Genomic DNA, 17,396 nt, shown 5'->3' with positions numbered 1-17,396 from the left:
TTATTCTGTAATACACACAACGATCATTACAAACAATTGTTGCAAGAACAAATTTATAACTTTGATTTTAATTCCAAATTAAATAATCGTTAGTTTCTTCCCTTGAGCTAGGTCTCCCCCCTGTCCGCATCGGCGTATATTAAAAAAAGATTGTCCCCATGCGGAGACAATCTTTCACAATTAAAACTAAAAAAAAATTGATATGCAAATTTTTGAGCAAAAAAAAAGCTTTAAGAGGCGTTTTCCACAACTTTAGGGAAGGATGCAAGGATTTCAGCACTCGCGAAAGCTTCAAACTGCTTAAAGTTGGTAATAAACTCCTGTGAAAGCTCATTCGCTTTTTGGTCATATTTCTTCTGATCTGCCCAGGTATTTTTCGGTTGTAATATTTCTGATGGGACGCCTGGGCAAGCCTCTGGGATCTGCAAACCAAACACAGGATCTGCGTTGTAACACGCATTTTCCAGTTCGCCTTTCAAAGCCGCAGAAATCATAGCACGGGTATACGATAATTTCATTCGTTTCCCGACACCATAAGCTCCTCCACTCCATCCGGTATTGACTAACCAGACATTTACATTATGCTCCCGCATCTTCTCACCCAGCAATTCCGCGTATTTAGTAGGGTGCAAGGGTAAGAAAGCCTTTCCAAAACAAGCCGAAAACGTAACCTGAGGCTCGGTCACTCCAGCTTCTGTTCCCGCCACTTTTGCCGTATATCCCGAAATAAAATGGAACATTGCCTGGCCAGGTGTTAATTTAGAAATTGGCGGCAATACACCAAAAGCATCTGCAGTCAGGAAAAATATATTTTTAGGTACTCCCGCGATCGAAGGCAGGATCGCGTTGTCTATATAATGAATTGGATAAGCTACCCTGGTATTTTCTGTTTTCTCAACATTACTGAAGTCCACCTCACGGCTGCCCGGGAAATAATTGATATTTTCCAAAAGAGAACCAAACTTGATGGCTTTAAAAATCTGAGGCTCCTTTTCTTCCGTCAAGTCCACACATTTTGCATAACAGCCACCTTCAAAATTAAAGATGGTGTCTTCACCCCAGCCATGTTCATCATCACCGATCAACCCCCGCTCAGGATCCGCAGAAAGCGTCGTTTTGCCTGTTCCAGACAGGCCGAAGAAAATTGCCGTATCGCCATCCTTGCCCACATTAGCGGAACAATGCATCGAAAGCGTATTTCTTTGCTGTGGTAAAATGAAGTTCAATACAGAAAAAATCCCTTTCTTGATTTCACCGGTATATCCGGAACCACCAATAAGGATCATTTTTTTAGTAAAGTTCAATAAAGAGAAGTTTCCCTGACGGGTGCCATCTACAGCTGGATCCGCTAAAAAGCTAGGTGCTGCAATTATGGTCCATTCCGGACTTTCAGGCAGGTCTTCTTTGTCAAACCTTAAAAACATGTTATGCGCAAACAAGTTCTGGTAAGCACTTTCTGTCACCACCCGGATCGTCGTTTGATAACTCTCATCCGCGCAGGCATAGGCATCCCTTACATAGAATTTGTTTTGATTCAGGTGATCAATAACCTTTTTTAGAAGCGAATCAAAGTGTTCAGGGCTAAATTTAATGTTAATGTCTCCCCACCACACCGATTCTTCCGTCAACTCATCGCAAACAATAAATCTGTCTTTTGGAGAACGACCGGTAAATTTACCCGTGTCTATTGCCAATGCTCCGGTATCGGCAAGTGTTCCTTCTCCATTTTTTAAGGCCTCTTCAACCAATTGTGATACATTAAGCTGATATAGGGCCTGATCTGAATTTAAATTCAAATACCCCAAATCCGGCTTAAGCGTAAGTGCTTTGCTCATAAATAAATAAGTTAGTGAGGCAAAGTTATACAGATAAAAAGGTATTATCAGCGCTTTTGCGTGAAAAAATTTACTTATTGTTGTTGATACACTATCAATAAAACACCTAAATATCAGCTAATTATAAATTAACAAGGGCTTTTCTTAGCCTCCAGATTTTTTAACTTTATAACCTTCTTTCTGCAATAGCAGCAAAACTTTATCCCTGAAATCACCCTGGATCAAGATTTCCCCATCTTTAGCCGCGCCGCCAACCCCGCATTTTGATTTCAGCATTTTACCCAATGCCTCCAGTTCTTCCGTACTTCCGATAAAACCAGTCACCAGAGTGACGCCTTTACCACCACGGTTTTTGCGGTCCAAAGTCACCCTAAGGTCCTGCTGATTCGCCGCCAAAGGAGTCTGATCTACTTCCTGATCGGATTCATAAACAAAAGAAGGATCCGTAGAAAACATAATCCCGCCAAAATCATTTAATATTTTCTTTTTCGCTTTCATTGCTGTTTAATTTAAGCACCAGGAAGCGCTGCCGCTTCATCATCTGGTGCAATGATATTTAAAGAAAGGGGTACTATAGAGATGTCCAGCTCCTTACCCATAAAATAAGGTTCTCCGTCAATGTGGATGGCATCATCGGCAGTCCGCACAATTTTGATGTCTCTTCCCTGAATGATTTCGACCATTTTTGATTGATCAGTAGAACCATGCAACATGTGATAGGCCAATACCGGAATCTTGAAAAGTGGAAACTGTTTAATAATACACACATCTAACAATCCATCTGTAATCGATGCATGAGGAGAGATATGTGCATTATTGCCATATTGAGAGGAATTTGCTACGCTCACCACAAATGCAGTGCGGACATATTCCTGACCATCTATATATATATGGTAAGTCTGCGGTTTGTAATTCCTCATTTCCCGAAAGCCAAGTTTCAGATAACCTGATAAGCCCCTGGATTTATTTCCGGCAAATACGGAGCTGATGTGTGCATCAAAGCCCATACCCGCCATATTAAAAAAACATTTGTCGTTAAATCTTGCTGTATCGATCACCCTCACCTTGAAATCATTGATCACCTTGATTGCCTGAACCGTGTTCATCGGGATTTTTAAAAATCTCGACAAGCCATTTCCCGATCCAAAGGGAAGAATCCCCAGGATCTTATTCTGCTGCATCACCTTGGTCCCAATCTCATTGATCGTTCCATCTCCCCCCACGGCAACTATGACATCGAAATTCTTGCTGGCCGCTTCTTCCGCAATTTCAGAGGCATGACCAACATATTCCGTAAAACTGTAATTCGCATTAAATTTAGATCGATCCAAATGCGCATCGATCAATGCTGGAATTTTCAGCTTGTCCTTTCCACCCGAAATCGGGTTGATAATAAATAATATATTCGATTTTGACAAAACACTGGTTTAAATACGGTACAAAATAATTGATATTTTTTGACTATTTGAATATATATAGTAATTTTGCATCATTAAAGTGGACTGATTTGCGATGCTATCATCAAAAATAGCGGGATTGCAACCACGTAAAAAAAAGTGCTAACCTATCATACACTTCGATTTACTGCCTGCGTTGCAGGATCAGAGGCCATTTTATATAATTGTTTATTATAAAATTAATTATTTAAGATGTCATATTTATTTACATCAGAATCTGTTTCCGAAGGTCATCCTGATAAAATCGCAGATCAAATCTCCGACGCACTAATTGATAATTTCCTGGCTTTTGATGCAGATTCAAAGGTTGCATGTGAAACTCTTGTTACAACCGGGCAGGTGATACTTGCTGGTGAGGTTAAATCTAAAACTTATCTTGATGTTCAGCAGATTGCACGTGACGTCATCAAAAAAATTGGTTATACCAAAAGTGAGTACATGTTTGAGGCCAACTCCTGCGGAATCCTTTCTGCAATTCATGAACAATCACAAGACATCAACCAAGGTGTAGATAGAAGCAGCAAAGAAGAACAAGGTGCAGGTGATCAAGGAATGATGTTCGGTTATGCAACCAACGAAACAGAAGATTACATGCCTTTAGCTTTGGATCTTTCCCATAAACTATTACAGGAACTTGCAGAATTGAGACGAGAAAATAAGGACATCACTTATTTACGCCCAGATGCAAAATCTCAGGTAACACTTGAATATGATAACAACAATAAACCAGTTCGTATTGATGCCATCGTAATTTCAACTCAACATGACGACTTCGACGAAGAAGCGACCATGCTGGCGAAAATCAAGTCTGACCTGGTAACAATCTTAATTCCAAGAATTATAGCTAAATACCCTCAGTACGCACATTTATTTAATGATAAAATTGAATACCACATCAACCCAACCGGTAAATTCGTCATCGGTGGTCCACATGGTGATACTGGTTTAACAGGCCGTAAAATCATTGTAGACACTTACGGTGGTAAAGGTGCTCACGGTGGTGGAGCGTTCTCTGGAAAAGACCCAAGTAAAGTAGATAGAAGTGCAGCTTATGCGACACGTCACATCGCTAAAAACCTGGTAGCTGCAGGTGTTGCAGAAGAAATCCTGGTACAGGTGAGTTATGCCATTGGTGTAGCAAAGCCGATGGGAATTTACATCAACACTTATGGAACTAGCAAAGTGAACAAAACTGATGGCGAAATTGCGAGCATCGTAGAAGGCTTATTCGACATGCGTCCTTACTTCATCGAACAGCGTTTGAAATTAAGAAACCCTATTTACAGCGAAACTGCTGCTTATGGCCACATGGGTCGTAAAAACGAAACCGTTACTAAAACTTTCAAAACTCCTTATGGAGAAGAAAAAACAGTAACTGTGGAGTTGTTTACCTGGGAAAAACTCGATTTCGTAGATCAGGTGAAAGCTGCTTTCTCTTTGTAGAACTAAAAAAGCATAAATTTAGAAAAGGCGCTATCCGATCGGATAGCGCCTTTTTTTTTAAAGCTATAACTTTAACAGTTTTAGTGCAGCCAGCTCAGGATCCAGTAAACGATCGTCATCAACCAGATAAGATTTGATGTCGGCAATCTTCATTTCATCCAATACATCCACAAAATTCTTATAATTGGAAGCCTCCGTTGGTTTAATGATCACCACCATAAACTTATCCGGATCATGGCCATGAAGATTGGCAATGGCTTTTTTATTTTCAGTCAGGACTTGATTGATTTGCTGGAAATTGCTTTTTACACCTGCTGATTTTCCCGCCTCTCCCCGATACCATACGATCTGATTTTCCTTTCCCAAAATTAAGGTGACCGTTCTTGAAGCTGGATAAGGCTGATCAGGAATATCAATCACCGGTTTCACCATATCCATTGCCTGGTATTTTGACAAAGAGGTGGTCAGCATAAAAAAAGTAATTAAAAGAAAGGCCAGGTCTACCATTGCAGTCAGGTCTACAACAGGGACAGGTTTGCGGGTTCTCGCATTTCCCTTTATGGCAGAGCCATTTTGGGAGAGGTTTAAAGTTGCCATATCAATTGAGTTTAGTTTAATTGAGGATGTAAAAAAACTCCCGATTACATAAACAAAAAACCATTTCCTTTAACAAATGTTAATTAATGAAACAAACAGCAATCAATATGGAACAGCCAGTAGAAATGAATACCCTTAGCCAGATCCTGGATAAATTAAGACTTAAAGGACTGGACAATGAAGTAAAGATGACCGATCATGGAAAAATGCAGGGTGTAGGCCTGAACAAGATATATAACCCGGAAGATTTAACCATTATTAAAACTTATCGTTTTGAAGGTGACTCTGACCCTGCAGATAATTCAGTGCTTTACATCTTAGAAGATAAAGATGGTCAGATTGGCTATATTTTGGATGCTTATGGCATGTACAGTTCTCAGGAAGGCGCAGGATTTGACGACTTTTTAAAGAAAATCCCTACCGCAGACCGCGATCTTCAGGAACTTTTAAAATAGAAAAACTATTACAAAGTAAAAGGCCCATCCTGAAGATGGGCCTTATTTATTTATACTTTTTTATCCATTACACTGATCCACAATACGATGATCCCATCAAGAATCGCTAAAACCAAAATTGCCCATTCATATATTTGCATCTGTTTATTGTTTTAAAATGTAATAAAATCCAGCTATTATTTAGTGGCTTCGTAAATACGCAGAGGCTGGGCCGAATCCGTTTTAAAATGTAAAGTACCTGTATTCTTCAACGCAGACTTGTCGATTTTAATGTAATCTGAACTTCCCTGATATAAAACAATCTCCTTACCTTTCTTGTCTTTTGAAAAGACCGTTATCACTTGCCCGTTCAGACGCAGTAACAACCTTAGATCAGCTTGCTGAAGATCCTTTGGCAAATGCAGCATTCCCGGTTCATTCTTAGAAAAAGTACTATAAGTTGCTAGATTTCCATCTAATACATACACTCCATTGTCTGCTTCATTCTTCGTCTTCACGTCCAATTTAAACAATTTGAGGAAAAAATTCTGTGCCTGATCAGACTGATTTCTAAAGCGGATATACTGTGCTCCGGCAGGATCGAACTGACTCGCCTTTCCATTCCCTTTTTTCTCTGTCACAGGGAATGCTTTCCAGTTGCTGCCATCAGCAGTGCTTTCAAAAACACCCCAATTACCAAGTGCAGTCGCCTCCAGGTTAAACTGTAAAGCCAAAGAGGCTAGATTCGGATGCAAGCGTAAGCCGAAATACTCCCCAGGCTTCAAGGTAATGGTTTCCAAAACCGGCGCAATGGCCACACTTTGATTACCAATCTGCAAAGGCTGACTTTTCAATTTGGCCGTATTGCTGAGCAGTGTAGTCTGGTCCTGATCACTAACTGCTATTCCCGCAGCAGCAAATTTATTTTCCTGAGCCATCTGCTGACCGATCATTAGCAACACCGACTTTACAAAAGGAGTCATCACCAGAGAGCCCGTTTTAACACCTGGCTGATATGGATTCAGGTTCATCTTCTTGTCCAAATCATTCATTTCATCCAGATACCGCTCGGTCTGCAGGTATTGACCCCAAGCCGAACTAAAAGATTTATTGTTCCAATCTGCCGCTAAACCCATTACCGCAAGTCCTGCTTTTCCCAGCAAATCAAATTGCTGAAGCCATGGGCTAATTTGCTCCACCAACCTTTTATTCTGGCTCTTTAAGGGAATATCTTTTGCCGCAGCGATCATTCCCTCAAATTCCTTTTTAAGGCGCTGCGCATCAGCGATCGAATACCCTCCTTCGCTCAGCGACTTTAGAAAAGCAACCGTATAAGGTTTCATTTCTACGGATTCCGTCCTTCTATAACGATGGCCATTGGCTCCGGGATCACTATTGTGGGCATTAAACAATTGGAAAGCTTCCGCCGCTTCCGGCATAATATAACGGTGAGAAGCCAGCCATGCCTGTTCCGGATCATAATGCTTCATGTTCCAGGTATAACCTGCTACGCCAAATATTGCCGTCTTGGAAGGTTCTGCTTTATCCATCGGATTAGAGACGAAACCTGACATCTCCTGCTGGGCATCCGTATCAATTCCATAAGATGGTCCCATTAATAAATGGTCACGTACATAATCACTAACCGGGAAATTCCACCATACGAATGCAGGCCTGCGAATGCGTTTGTTTACCCATTCCAAACCCTCCTTAGTAATATCGGCAACCACGGTATTTCCAGTCCACATGATGTGGATGGCCGGATCCAGCTTTTCACCCAAAATATCCAGGTAAGTACCCGGTTTCGGGTCAGACCAGCTTTTATTATATTCGGTAGGACACATGATCAATGGTGTCACATCCTTTTTTCTGTTCACAAACTGATACTGAATATAGTTCAATAAACCTGCTTGCTTAGTGGCATCAGTCCCCACACCAGAGATATCATCAAAGAATACGGCAAAAGAGCGTACTCCCAATCCATACATCATTTCAAACTTTTTAAGTACCGCAGTACTGTCTTCCAGGTTCCATCTGATATCTTTTCCAGGATGAATGGCCCATACAAAATCTACATAATTCTTTTTTGCCTCCTGTACCAGCTGCTTGATTTCAGCTTCTTCCTTTTCCGGATAGTGTAACCTCCAGTTTGGCGAAGAATGGTAAGGATCATCTTTCGGACCATAGATATAAGTGTTCAGCTTTAGCTGACCGTAAAAACGCAGTTGCGCAATCCGATCCTGCTGTGTCCAGGGCTCTCCATAAAAGCCTTCTACCGTGCCACGAAAAGGAACATCCGGATAATCAGTCACTTTTACATAAGGAACTGAAGTTTTACCCTTGGTCATTTGGATTAAAGTCTGTACTGCATAAAATGCGCCCCGATCATCCGCAGCAATGATCTTAACACCGCCTTTATTGATGGTCAATTGATAAGCACCGGAACGCTGAGCAGGAGATTTACTTTTCAAAACCGTTAATGGCAATGCTTTTTTTCCGCCGTCCACCTTAAGCATACTGTTTAAAAGGCTTTGCAATTCTGGATTTAAAGTTCCTGGTTTCACATACAGTCCGTGTGCCAATGGAAATGACCCAGGTTCTATCACCAACTCATGAGGTTTTGGATACACCGTTATCTGAGGCACTTCCTGGGCCAGCGACACTTTAGTGAGTACACATAAAAAAATAGGGATCAGTCGTCTTTTAAAATTTAGCATCTTCTTCTTTTCTTTCTTTTTTAACAATAGGAATTTATATTAAAATGGGTCCCTGGACATATCCAGGGACCCGCAATAATAAGGTTAATAAAAAACTATTTCCTTACGTAGGCTTCAAAGTTGGCCAGACAAGGATAATTAGAACCACTAATTAAAGTGATTTTTACATATCGGATCGGCACTGGTGTGACTACGGAGAACAATTGTTCTGAAGTCACTGCTGGTGCAAAGTTCTTTAGTGAACCACCTATATCGTCGAAATCAACGCCATCCACACTACCTTCAATTCTAAAAGTATTGAAGCCCTGGTTCTTATCGGTATGTGCATTCAAACCTATCTTAGTAATTTTCTGTGCAGTTTTCATATCAACAACCAGCCAATGCGGATAAATCAGCATCGGATCTGCATTATAATCTGTTTGCCAGAAAGATGGACTGGAAGAAGATTTACTGATTACCGTCACATCATCCACAATATTTTCTGCACCATTAAACTCATTGTCCTCGTCATTGATTTCACTGGAAGCATTTGCATGCCAGCCCGTTTTGGCCAATTTCGTTTCAGGGTTTAACAAAGGAAGAATAGCCATGGTTCTGGTGCTTACCGCTTGCCCGCCAACATTAGTTACAGACACATTGAAAGTCGTTAAAGCCGCTATTGGAATGGATAATGTACCTGCTGCATCCGAACTTGTGGCTACAACCACCTCTTTAGGCAAAGCATCCTGCACATATTTGAATTTAAGATATACTGGTTTCTTAGCCTCATTTACCCAGTTAAATTTTGCGCCGTTCAATACTGCGGACACCGTAACAGTATTAGCCACTGTCTCATAATTTGGATCTTCCACTACTTCGACTACTGGTGGCTCTACCGGCACAATTGGAGCCACACTACTCTTTTTACATGACGCAATCGTCATAACAGAACATATCGCAAATAAATAAAGGCTCTTTCCTTTCATCGTATTCAAGTTATTTTTAACTATTCAGCTGTTAATTAATTTTTTTTAGGAATTCAATCTCATAGTTTGAAATCCATGGATTTCCGTCCATCTTCCATTCGTCTTTGATCGGAATCTTCAACCAGTAAAGGCAAAGAGAGGCTACATCCGGACTGGTTGGCACAATAGATACACCGCTAATTACTTGCGGGGTTCTGCTCACAGGAATGTCATTTGCTAAAGCAGCCCAGCTACTAGGTCCTGCAAGATTCAGATTAAAACCGATAGGTGCTTTATTCGCAACCACTGCACCACCACCATCATCAAATGGCCAGTATCCAACCAGGTTATTGTAGTTAGGGTGTTTGGTGATGTCTTTCAGCGCAACATTTGCTTTAATGACAGCAGGATCCAAAGCCACATTAAAATACTGCAGATCCGCAGCATAAAAATCAGAGTTGCTGGTTGAGCCTTCTACTCCGCCTATACTCAATGGCGTTGTAGGACTGCTTAAGTTAACCGTATTGGTAATATCCAGTGTTTGGCCTGGGATACCATCTGTAAATACAGAAGCAATTCTGGTAGCACCTACAGTTTTCACAGTAAAAGTTAAAGTATGCCAGCCGCCCCCTGCTACAGAAGTACCTACTACTTGTCTTTTCCCATTTCCACCAAAAGCTTTCCCGCCAAAAATTACCGCCCAGGTGCTGCCATCATTCTGTAACATCGTCCAGCCAGTTATTGCGTCACTTACCAACGCTGTCCCTTTTGAAAGAAATCTTGGATAGATGGTAATCACATTAAACTTCATTTGTACCTGTACCGTAAAGTCTTTATTCTGCCCGGCATCATATAGTCCGTTGTCATCTTTTATCGTTCCAACTAAACCTACTTTACCAAATCTCATCCCATTGAAACCTACTTTCGTTAACATTCCCTCTTTCAAAGCCGGGTTTGAAGTAATGATAAATCCTGCTTTTGGATTCGCCTCAGTCCCTGCTTTATTGGTCGTCACAATAATCAGCCAATCTTCAGTACTGTAGTTCTTCCTCTTTTTTATCGCAGCCACCATTTCACCGATATAAGTATCTGTCTTCTCGATTGCCGTTTTATAAGCAGGTACACTTGCAGAATATCCTCCCGCTGCACCTGCTATTTCTACATCCTTAAAGCTAGTAATCACCAGGTTTGGATTTTCATTCGTCAATATGGCCACTGTAGAATCTTTAATCATCGCATCATTCGATGCTAAAACACGGTGATCAGCTTCGATCAGGTATTTGTTTAATGCGGCGTCAGAAGTAATGGCTGCTGTTTTCAATTCTGGTTTAATATCCAGGATTCTCGCCACCATATTTGGAAAATATGCTGGTGCGGTATGCTCTTTACCTGGCTCAGATACTGGTCTGTAGCTGTTATCTGAGATGCCATGCTTAGTACTTGAAGCACCAGTCAGCATACTGGCCCAGGTGGAGGCTTGTGTAGAAACCAATTCCGGTCCTCTGTTAAAACTATACTTTCCTGTTTTAATCAGGCTCATGATGTTGGTTGGCGCTATTTTTTGTAATTCCCCACCATCTGTTCCATCAATACTGATGAGCAGGATTCTTCTCGAGGATTTCACCTCTAACTCTCCATACTCTTCAAAATAAGGTGCAGGATTTGGATATTTCTTGCAGGCAGTAAAAGTACTGGCCAGCAGTAATGCCATTCCGAAAAAGGCAAAAACCTTGTTTGTATTTGTATATTTCCTCATTGTCTTATTTGCTAACAAAAAACTTAATTAATAAACGCGATTTCCGAAAGGGAGGCATAATCACCTGTAGACCACATATCTTTGATCACCACGCGATAGAACCTTGCCTTCTGAGGATCCGTGAAATTCATCGTGGTAGGCGTAGCCGCATCTGCAATCACCACTGTACCCACTAAAGTAAAGTTCACATTGTCCGGACTCGTATAAACCTCTGTTGTTTTTGGCCTTTGGGACGACGAGTTTATTCTTGGTGTGAAAGACATCCCTTTTGCCGAAACCAGTTTTTTCATGTCCATGTTAATGGTAAATGGTTTTTTAGTGCTTGCATCAGGTGTAGGGCTATATTGAGAATGCCAATACGTAGCTGTATTCCCATCAAACATAGCGGCTACAGAACCTTCATTACTTTGTGAAGAACTAGCGGTATACGTAGGCACAATCGCAGCAGTACCACCAGTTTTGGTAATCGGATTATAAGTCCAGATCTGTGTAGTTAAAGCAGGATAAAGACTAGAGATCTTTTTTCTTGACAATGAGCTCAGCCTGATGTTGTACGAATCAAAGAAAGTCTGCAAATCTAATTTGGCATACTCTGAGAACTTTTCGTACACAAAATCCTGGCGATCCTGATCATTCATAGAAAGACGATCTGCAGATCTTGCAGCCTTGTATAAATAAGTCATTGCATTATAGCCTAGTTTCTCAAAAATCTGTACAAAGGGAAGAATCTTAAAGAAAGCATCTGAATTGTCATTGAAGTTTTTCGCCAAATTTGGGGTAGAACTTACTGCAGCCCAAGCCAACGATTTAGGGAACTGCTCCAGTAATGCAGGGTGTCTGGCTATGGTACCATTTCTATTTGCGCCTTTGAATACGAAAAGGTTATTACTGGTTTCCCCTAAAGCTCCCCAGCTCCACATTCCTGGCTGCTGACAATTGTGTCCGATCTCATGGAAGAAACCCCAGTTGCCGCCATTTTTTAACTCCGCCAAGGTGGTAAATTCAGTAAACCAGTTGTCGTCCAGCTGTGCCACTACAGGATAATTGGAGTGTGCATAACCTACTGATGGCTGTATATCTAAAATCACGCGCCATGGCAAATCAGGACTTCTTTGTGTCATATCAGCAGTAGTTGCAGATAAACCCATCCACTCATAGTAATCTTTGTCGATAATCACATCCCATTCCCTCATTAAGGCAGTTGGGTTTAATAAAGGATAACGGAGAAACAAATCTCTTCGTAAGCTGAAGATCACATTTTTACTCCTTAGCTCTAACCATGGTACAGAAGAATCTACTACGGCTTTCGCGAAATCGGCATCATTAGTTTCCCCCAATACGAAATCAGGTGCTTTTACGACCCCTGTAAAGGTTACTTCTACCGGAGCAGTAATGGCAACAGAAGCATTGATATAAACTGTTCCGCCATAAAGGTTACGAATATAATTTACTCCAGGAAACAACTGCTTTCTGGTGGTAATTAAAGGATCTCTTCGCAAGGGTGATATCGCGGATAAGTTATCCGTATGCACACCTACCTGAACACTCAGTCCTTCGATACCAGCAGGCAATACGATCTGAATCAGCTCGCCCGCAGGAGCCCAAAAGCCCGTGCTGAATTGTGGTTCTGGAGTGATGTTCATTCTCAGCACCCTGGCCTGCACATCCGTATAATTGAAGTTCATCACCAACTTCTGGTTTTTTAAACGAATTTCCTGAGGCTCCATTAGACCAGGAAAAACACGGGCTCTCGGATACAGACTTCGATCTACCCTGGACATGGCCGTATCGACCTGTATATTTGTTAGCGGATTATCATTTGGTTTATCCGTTCCATCCTCAAAACTGTAACCATATTTTTTACAAGAGGCCAAGCCCATTATTAAAATAAAACAGCTGATTTTGAATAAAAAATTAAAGCTTTTCATATTGAAAATTTAAATATTGTAAACAATAGCAGCCCTTAATAAGGCAGCTTAAGGTCAGTAAAAGTTGTTTTCCATAGCTTTCCTTCCAAAGAAATGCCTGATGGTGCAGGGACACCTAACCATTTATAAATGTGGAAAGGAATGTCTACGTTATTTGGAACGATCTTAAAAAATGCATCAGAAATAATGGCGTCCAGATTAGGACTATAATCACTAAAAGAAGACCATACGGCATTACCTACCATATTGAAATTCTTACCCGCACCCAGAGTCGCCTTATTGAACATCACTGTTCCTAACCCTTCATCTAATGGCCAGTAACCGATCAGGTTATTGATATTAGGGTGACTTGGATTTAAAACTGTGCGACGTGAATTTGCCGTGATGACAGCATCAGCAACCGGCACATTAAAGATTTGTAAATTGCTGTAAGAGACATCAATTTGCCCACCACCATCATTTATATAACCTAGAATTAATGGTGCTGGAGAATCCAGATTTCCCCATGCAGTAATGTCGATGGTTGCTTTTAATACCCCATCCGTAAATACTTTTGCTTTACGCGCAGAACCATCTTTATAAAACTTAGCTGTTAAGGTATGCCAATACCCATCGCGGATCTTTCCGCCGTTTGCCTGAACATTTGATGCGCCTACGCGCCCAACGTTCAACTGCCAAACGTCACCTTCCAGGAAGAATACCCAGCCAGGTTTACCAATGGTAAAGCTCTCACGTTTCCCTAGAATGGTTGGATAATTACTGGCTGTACTGTTTATTTTAACCCTGATGTCAACGGTATATTCGCCTGTTGCACCAAAATTGTACAAACCGCCATCATTAGCCAAAACAGCTTGTCCTTTGGTGTCCGCATTTCCAGCAAGACGCGGTCCTACACCTGAAAAAGGGATTTTATCTGAATCCGGTTTAGGGAGAAAGCTGGTTGCAAATCTAGGGTTATAGAAAACGATAAAACTATTGCGGGCATCATCTGCATATACCGTTTTATCAGTCACGCTTGGATCCGGAGGCAATACCCCTCCTTTATTGGAAGCGATGACTACCAGCCAGTTCTCATCTTCGAAGGTCTTTCTCTTAGCTAAAGCAGCCATAATTTCACCTACATAGGTATCCAACTTCAAGATGGAGTTCACATATGCAGGATTCGAATCCGTATAGCCACTAAGTTTTCCCGCAGTTTCTGCAGCACCAAATTCACCCAATACTAAAGTTGCATCTGGGTTTTCCAACTCTTTGATCAAAGCCGCTTTCACGCCTAAATCATCACCGGCAAGGATTTTATTTTCCGTAGCATCGATGGTTAAATTATTGGCAAAAGCAGGAGTTGAACTGTAGGCAGCAGTTCTGGTTTTACCACCGCTGCTCTGTTTAATGCTAGAGAAGACGCTTGGATATTGTGCCAGTTTATTGCCTGAAAAGTCTTCGCTCGTTACATTATGTTTAGAACGGGTCACCCCGGTGAGCATATTTGCCCAGGTTCCGGCATTGGTGGTACCCGTTCCGTCGTAATCTGCGAGCGCATCAAATGCGTAGATTGACCGCTTATAAATCTGGGTCATATTAGGCGCTTGTGACGCCTTTAGTGCTTTCCCGCGAACCCCATCTAAAATCAGGTATAGCACCTTCGCTTTTTTAGGGGTAATACCTGCGGTATCATTTTTAAAATCTTTCTGTAAAGTATTTGGAAAATCCTTATTGCAGGAAGAACCTGCGATGAACACGCCAATTAATGCCACAAAAGAAAGGCATCCTCTCCTCCATTTCGTTGCCGTATTTTTTTCTATTCCGATCATATCAATTATCATTTATAAGGTGCAACTATTACTTAATTTCGACACGCACTACACTACCAACCCGTTTATTATCAAACTTGCTGATAAACCCAGAAAGAATGACTGCCGGGTTGCCCAAGGCAGAAGTCGTTTCAATTACCGTAGAGATCAACCCTTGAAAAGTACCTGTATTGTTGTATCCTGGAGCAAGTGTGCCATTCTGATTTAAGATCATAAAGCCTTGTCTCACTACACCGGCATAGGATTTAAAGCCCCCCGAAACAATGATCTTACCACTGTTTAGCTGATGTGCGAAAGTGACAATGCCACCGGTAACTGGACCTAAATTGAACAATGGATCCACACTGCCGTCTTCATTTAACATGACCGCTCCATTGCTGGGCTTTCCATTGAAGTTTCTAAACAATCCCGTGATTAGAATTTTTCTTTTCACACGGTTGTAGGTAATGGAAGTAATCACATCATCTGCTCCGGTGCCCACATTAAAAGTCTTATCCTGGCTTCCATCTTCATTAATTCTGGCGATGCGATTTGCAGCTGCACCATTGAAAGTGGTAAACTCTCCAATCGCTACAATTTTACCATCATCCTGCATAAAAGCATCTGATATTGAAGCATTAAAGCTCTCATTACCTTGTCTGGTGACCGGATTAAAATTAAAGGTAGAATCCATAGTGCCATCTTCTTTCAGTCTGGCCATATGTTTCATCTTGGTCGCATCTACTCTTTTCTCATCCCTTGTAGATCTATCATAGAAGTAACGCAGGTAATACTCAAAACTCCCTAATATTATAATCTTGTTATTTCTAACAAACGATTTCCTGATGATTCCACTCACACCTCCATTAAAGGTCGCTACCGTATCAAATCCATTTAATGGTTTATCCGGTGTTAAATTAATCACAGCCACTTTTGAGGAATCTAAAGAACCATCACTATTCAGGCGGGTAATGCCATTGATTCCTTTTCTGCGATTATAACTGTTCATGATTCCTGCAACGATCAATTTTCCTCCATCTAGTCGGTTGACAGAGAATAAGGCCCCATTTTCGACACCACGAGCAGACATCAGAGGTTGAAAATCACCCTGTCCGTTCATCATAGAAATACCATTCACTGGCTTTAACGCTGCTTTTCCATCAAAATCAGAAAATGCGCCCACCATCAGGTAGTTGTTGTCTGCAGGGATCATCCCGAATATCGGGCCGTTAGCTCCGCTGATCACTTTAAAAGAAGGATCGATACTCAATCTGCCTTCTATTGGAAAAGAAGGACCAAAAAAAGTTTGTCCATCAGCCACCACAGTAATCCCTCCCGTACTTGCCGTAAGGGGAACTTTAACAGTAACGGTACTATCTGTTAATTTTAAGACCTCTGCTTCCGTCTCATTCAAAAGGATTTGAAATTTCCCTTCAAATGGCTTAAGTCCCCTTACCTTAAATGTCGCTTCCTCTCCCTGGATTCCGGTTTCCGGAATGGCCAGTTCATTTGCGAATTTTATACCTAGTGGTTGTTTACCTCCCTCGTAAGGATCTGCGATTACCGATTCTTTCTTGCAGGAAGACATCGTTAAAGCGCTCATTATCAAGAGGCTGTAAAGCGGAACCACGAACCTTTTTGTATTAATTGATATCATCTTTATTTCTATTAATAGTCCTTTCTAAATAATCCTGTTTATTTTTTTGGAGAGATTCCATTTGCAACGGCCAGCAAGACAAACTCATCCGCATCAAAACCGAAATACAGGGGATACTTATAGTAAATCATGTCACCACCAACGGTCAGCTTCAGTGAGCCTACCCCCATAATACTTAAAGCATGAATAATTCCATTGTTTGGTGCAATGTCAGAACTGGCCACCTGCGCGTAATTCAAAAAGCGGGTGGGCTGAGATAAATCAGTGATGTAAGACAAGACCACTTGTCTGTACCCTGCATATTTAACTCCCGCCGCATCATTAAACACCACGCCAATGTTCATGGTTCTGTTTAGCTTTTCATCCAGATTTCCGTAGCCTTTGTACCCTTGTCCTGGAAAAGCCAGAATGGAAGTGGTATCGATCTGCTGATAATCTTTCAGGCGATTTGTGCCTTTGAAAGTATAAAGTGCCAGCATCTGACGCCATACTGTGGGTTTAATCTGTTCCAGTTGAGATACCGTATCACGCCCATTGAATTTTAGATACTCATTTAAACGCATCACTGATTTATGGATCAAGGCACTTGGCGGCGCAAAAAAGGTCAGGTTCTCTTTTTCATAAATCTCGTTCATGCCTGCCAGGTTGATCACCCTTACCAGAGAGTCAAAGTACACCGGTTTTGATTTTAGATAACTCAAGATACTGCCATCATATTCTGCTTTATGTACACCAGTATCTAAAAAATATTTGTCTTTATTGCAAGCTGTAAGCACCAACAAAACAAGCAGTAGACTTAACAGGGGGCTTTTTATTAATTTATACATGTTTTTCTTTA

Annotated in this window: 13 protein-coding genes; 2 read left to right on the top strand and 11 right to left on the bottom strand. The window is 41.3% G+C overall.

Features of this window, described 5'->3' with window-relative positions; translation table 11 throughout:
- Positions 1-230: 230 nt before the first annotated feature.
- The 3 genes from pckA to K7X70_RS01760 form a co-directional block, all read right to left on the bottom strand.
- The gene (pckA, locus tag K7X70_RS01770; protein ID WP_222535451.1) at positions 231-1,835 is read right to left on the bottom strand and encodes a phosphoenolpyruvate carboxykinase (ATP); all 1,605 of its coding nucleotides are present in this window, start codon (positions 1,833-1,835) and stop codon (positions 231-233) included.
- A gap of 144 nt (positions 1,836-1,979) precedes the next feature.
- Positions 1,980-2,333, bottom strand: a complete 354-nt coding sequence (locus K7X70_RS01765) for a translation initiation factor (protein ID WP_222535450.1) — start codon at positions 2,331-2,333, stop codon at positions 1,980-1,982.
- Between the two features lie 11 nt (positions 2,334-2,344).
- Positions 2,345-3,253, bottom strand: coding sequence for a diacylglycerol/lipid kinase family protein (locus K7X70_RS01760; protein ID WP_222535449.1), 909 nt, complete (start codon positions 3,251-3,253; stop codon positions 2,345-2,347).
- Between the two features lie 231 nt (positions 3,254-3,484).
- Between K7X70_RS01760 and metK the strand changes: the two genes are divergently transcribed.
- On the top strand, positions 3,485-4,735 hold the full coding sequence (gene metK / locus K7X70_RS01755; RefSeq protein WP_222535448.1) for a methionine adenosyltransferase: 1,251 nt from the start codon (positions 3,485-3,487) through the stop codon (positions 4,733-4,735).
- 63 nt (positions 4,736-4,798) lie between these two features.
- Here the strand turns inward: metK and K7X70_RS01750 are convergent, their stop codons facing one another.
- Positions 4,799-5,332, bottom strand: coding sequence for an ExbD/TolR family protein (locus K7X70_RS01750; protein WP_222535447.1), 534 nt, complete (start codon positions 5,330-5,332; stop codon positions 4,799-4,801).
- Positions 5,333-5,418: 86 nt separating this feature from the next.
- Between K7X70_RS01750 and K7X70_RS01745 the strand changes: the two genes are divergently transcribed.
- Positions 5,419-5,787: a hypothetical protein gene (locus tag K7X70_RS01745; RefSeq protein WP_255606861.1), complete on the top strand. Its 369-nt coding sequence runs from the start codon at positions 5,419-5,421 to the stop codon at positions 5,785-5,787.
- A 176-nt stretch (positions 5,788-5,963) separates the two neighbouring features.
- Here the strand turns inward: K7X70_RS01745 and K7X70_RS01740 are convergent, their stop codons facing one another.
- The 7 genes from K7X70_RS01740 to K7X70_RS01710 all read right to left on the bottom strand — a co-directional run bounded on the left by K7X70_RS01740 (position 5,964) and on the right by K7X70_RS01710 (position 17,385).
- Positions 5,964-8,483 carry a beta-N-acetylglucosaminidase domain-containing protein gene (locus K7X70_RS01740; RefSeq protein WP_222535446.1) on the bottom strand — a complete coding sequence of 840 codons (2,520 nt, stop codon included), beginning with the start codon at positions 8,481-8,483 and terminating at the stop codon, positions 5,964-5,966.
- Positions 8,484-8,578: 95 nt separating this feature from the next.
- Complete coding sequence (locus K7X70_RS01735) at positions 8,579-9,448, bottom strand: discoidin domain-containing protein (RefSeq protein ID WP_222535445.1); 870 nt, start codon at positions 9,446-9,448, stop codon at positions 8,579-8,581.
- 31 nt (positions 9,449-9,479) lie between these two features.
- Complete coding sequence (locus K7X70_RS01730; RefSeq protein ID WP_222535444.1) at positions 9,480-11,183, bottom strand: DUF4983 domain-containing protein; 1,704 nt, start codon at positions 11,181-11,183, stop codon at positions 9,480-9,482.
- Between the two features lie 23 nt (positions 11,184-11,206).
- Entirely contained in the window at positions 11,207-13,111 is a 1,905-nt protein-coding gene (locus K7X70_RS01725) for a M60 family metallopeptidase (RefSeq protein WP_222535443.1), read from the bottom strand.
- A gap of 35 nt (positions 13,112-13,146) precedes the next feature.
- Positions 13,147-14,922 carry a LamG-like jellyroll fold domain-containing protein gene (locus tag K7X70_RS01720; protein WP_222535442.1) on the bottom strand — a complete coding sequence of 592 codons (1,776 nt, stop codon included), beginning with the start codon at positions 14,920-14,922 and terminating at the stop codon, positions 13,147-13,149.
- A gap of 28 nt (positions 14,923-14,950) precedes the next feature.
- Positions 14,951-16,504 (bottom strand): DUF5008 domain-containing protein, encoded by a 1,554-nt coding sequence (locus tag K7X70_RS01715; RefSeq protein ID WP_222535441.1) that lies wholly within the window; start codon positions 16,502-16,504, stop codon positions 14,951-14,953.
- Between the two features lie 92 nt (positions 16,505-16,596).
- On the bottom strand, positions 16,597-17,385 hold the full coding sequence (locus K7X70_RS01710; RefSeq protein ID WP_222535440.1) for a hypothetical protein: 789 nt from the start codon (positions 17,383-17,385) through the stop codon (positions 16,597-16,599).
- Positions 17,386-17,396 lie beyond the last annotated feature (11 nt).

The organism is Pedobacter polysacchareus, assembly GCF_019802255.1.
GTDB classification, from domain to species: Bacteria; Bacteroidota; Bacteroidia; order Sphingobacteriales; family Sphingobacteriaceae; genus Pedobacter; species Pedobacter polysacchareus.
The sequence above is the reverse complement of the archived record's forward strand: the minus strand, read 5'-3'. Positions and strand labels throughout refer to the sequence as shown.

What these genes read in the sequence shown, in the direction of transcription:
- K7X70_RS01725 (WP_222535443.1), bottom strand. Translation starts at nt 13,111, where the DNA reads ATGAAAAGCTTTAATTTTTTATTCAAAATCAGCTGTTTTATTTTAATA.
- K7X70_RS01740 (WP_222535446.1), bottom strand. Translation starts at nt 8,483, where the DNA reads ATGCTAAATTTTAAAAGACGACTGATCCCTATTTTTTTATGTGTACTC.
- K7X70_RS01750 (WP_222535447.1), bottom strand. Translation starts at nt 5,332, where the DNA reads ATGGCAACTTTAAACCTCTCCCAAAATGGCTCTGCCATAAAGGGAAAT.
- pckA (WP_222535451.1), bottom strand. Translation starts at nt 1,835, where the DNA reads ATGAGCAAAGCACTTACGCTTAAGCCGGATTTGGGGTATTTGAATTTA.
- K7X70_RS01715 (WP_222535441.1), bottom strand. Translation starts at nt 16,504, where the DNA reads ATGAGCGCTTTAACGATGTCTTCCTGCAAGAAAGAATCGGTAATCGCA.
- K7X70_RS01720 (WP_222535442.1), bottom strand. Translation starts at nt 14,922, where the DNA reads ATGATCGGAATAGAAAAAAATACGGCAACGAAATGGAGGAGAGGATGC.
- K7X70_RS01730 (WP_222535444.1), bottom strand. Translation starts at nt 11,183, where the DNA reads ATGAGGAAATATACAAATACAAACAAGGTTTTTGCCTTTTTCGGAATG.
- metK (WP_222535448.1), top strand. Translation starts at nt 3,485, where the DNA reads ATGTCATATTTATTTACATCAGAATCTGTTTCCGAAGGTCATCCTGAT.
- K7X70_RS01710 (WP_222535440.1), bottom strand. Translation starts at nt 17,385, where the DNA reads ATGTATAAATTAATAAAAAGCCCCCTGTTAAGTCTACTGCTTGTTTTG.
- K7X70_RS01735 (WP_222535445.1), bottom strand. Translation starts at nt 9,448, where the DNA reads ATGAAAGGAAAGAGCCTTTATTTATTTGCGATATGTTCTGTTATGACG.
- K7X70_RS01745 (WP_255606861.1), top strand. Translation starts at nt 5,419, where the DNA reads ATGAAACAAACAGCAATCAATATGGAACAGCCAGTAGAAATGAATACC.
- K7X70_RS01765 (WP_222535450.1), bottom strand. Translation starts at nt 2,333, where the DNA reads ATGAAAGCGAAAAAGAAAATATTAAATGATTTTGGCGGGATTATGTTT.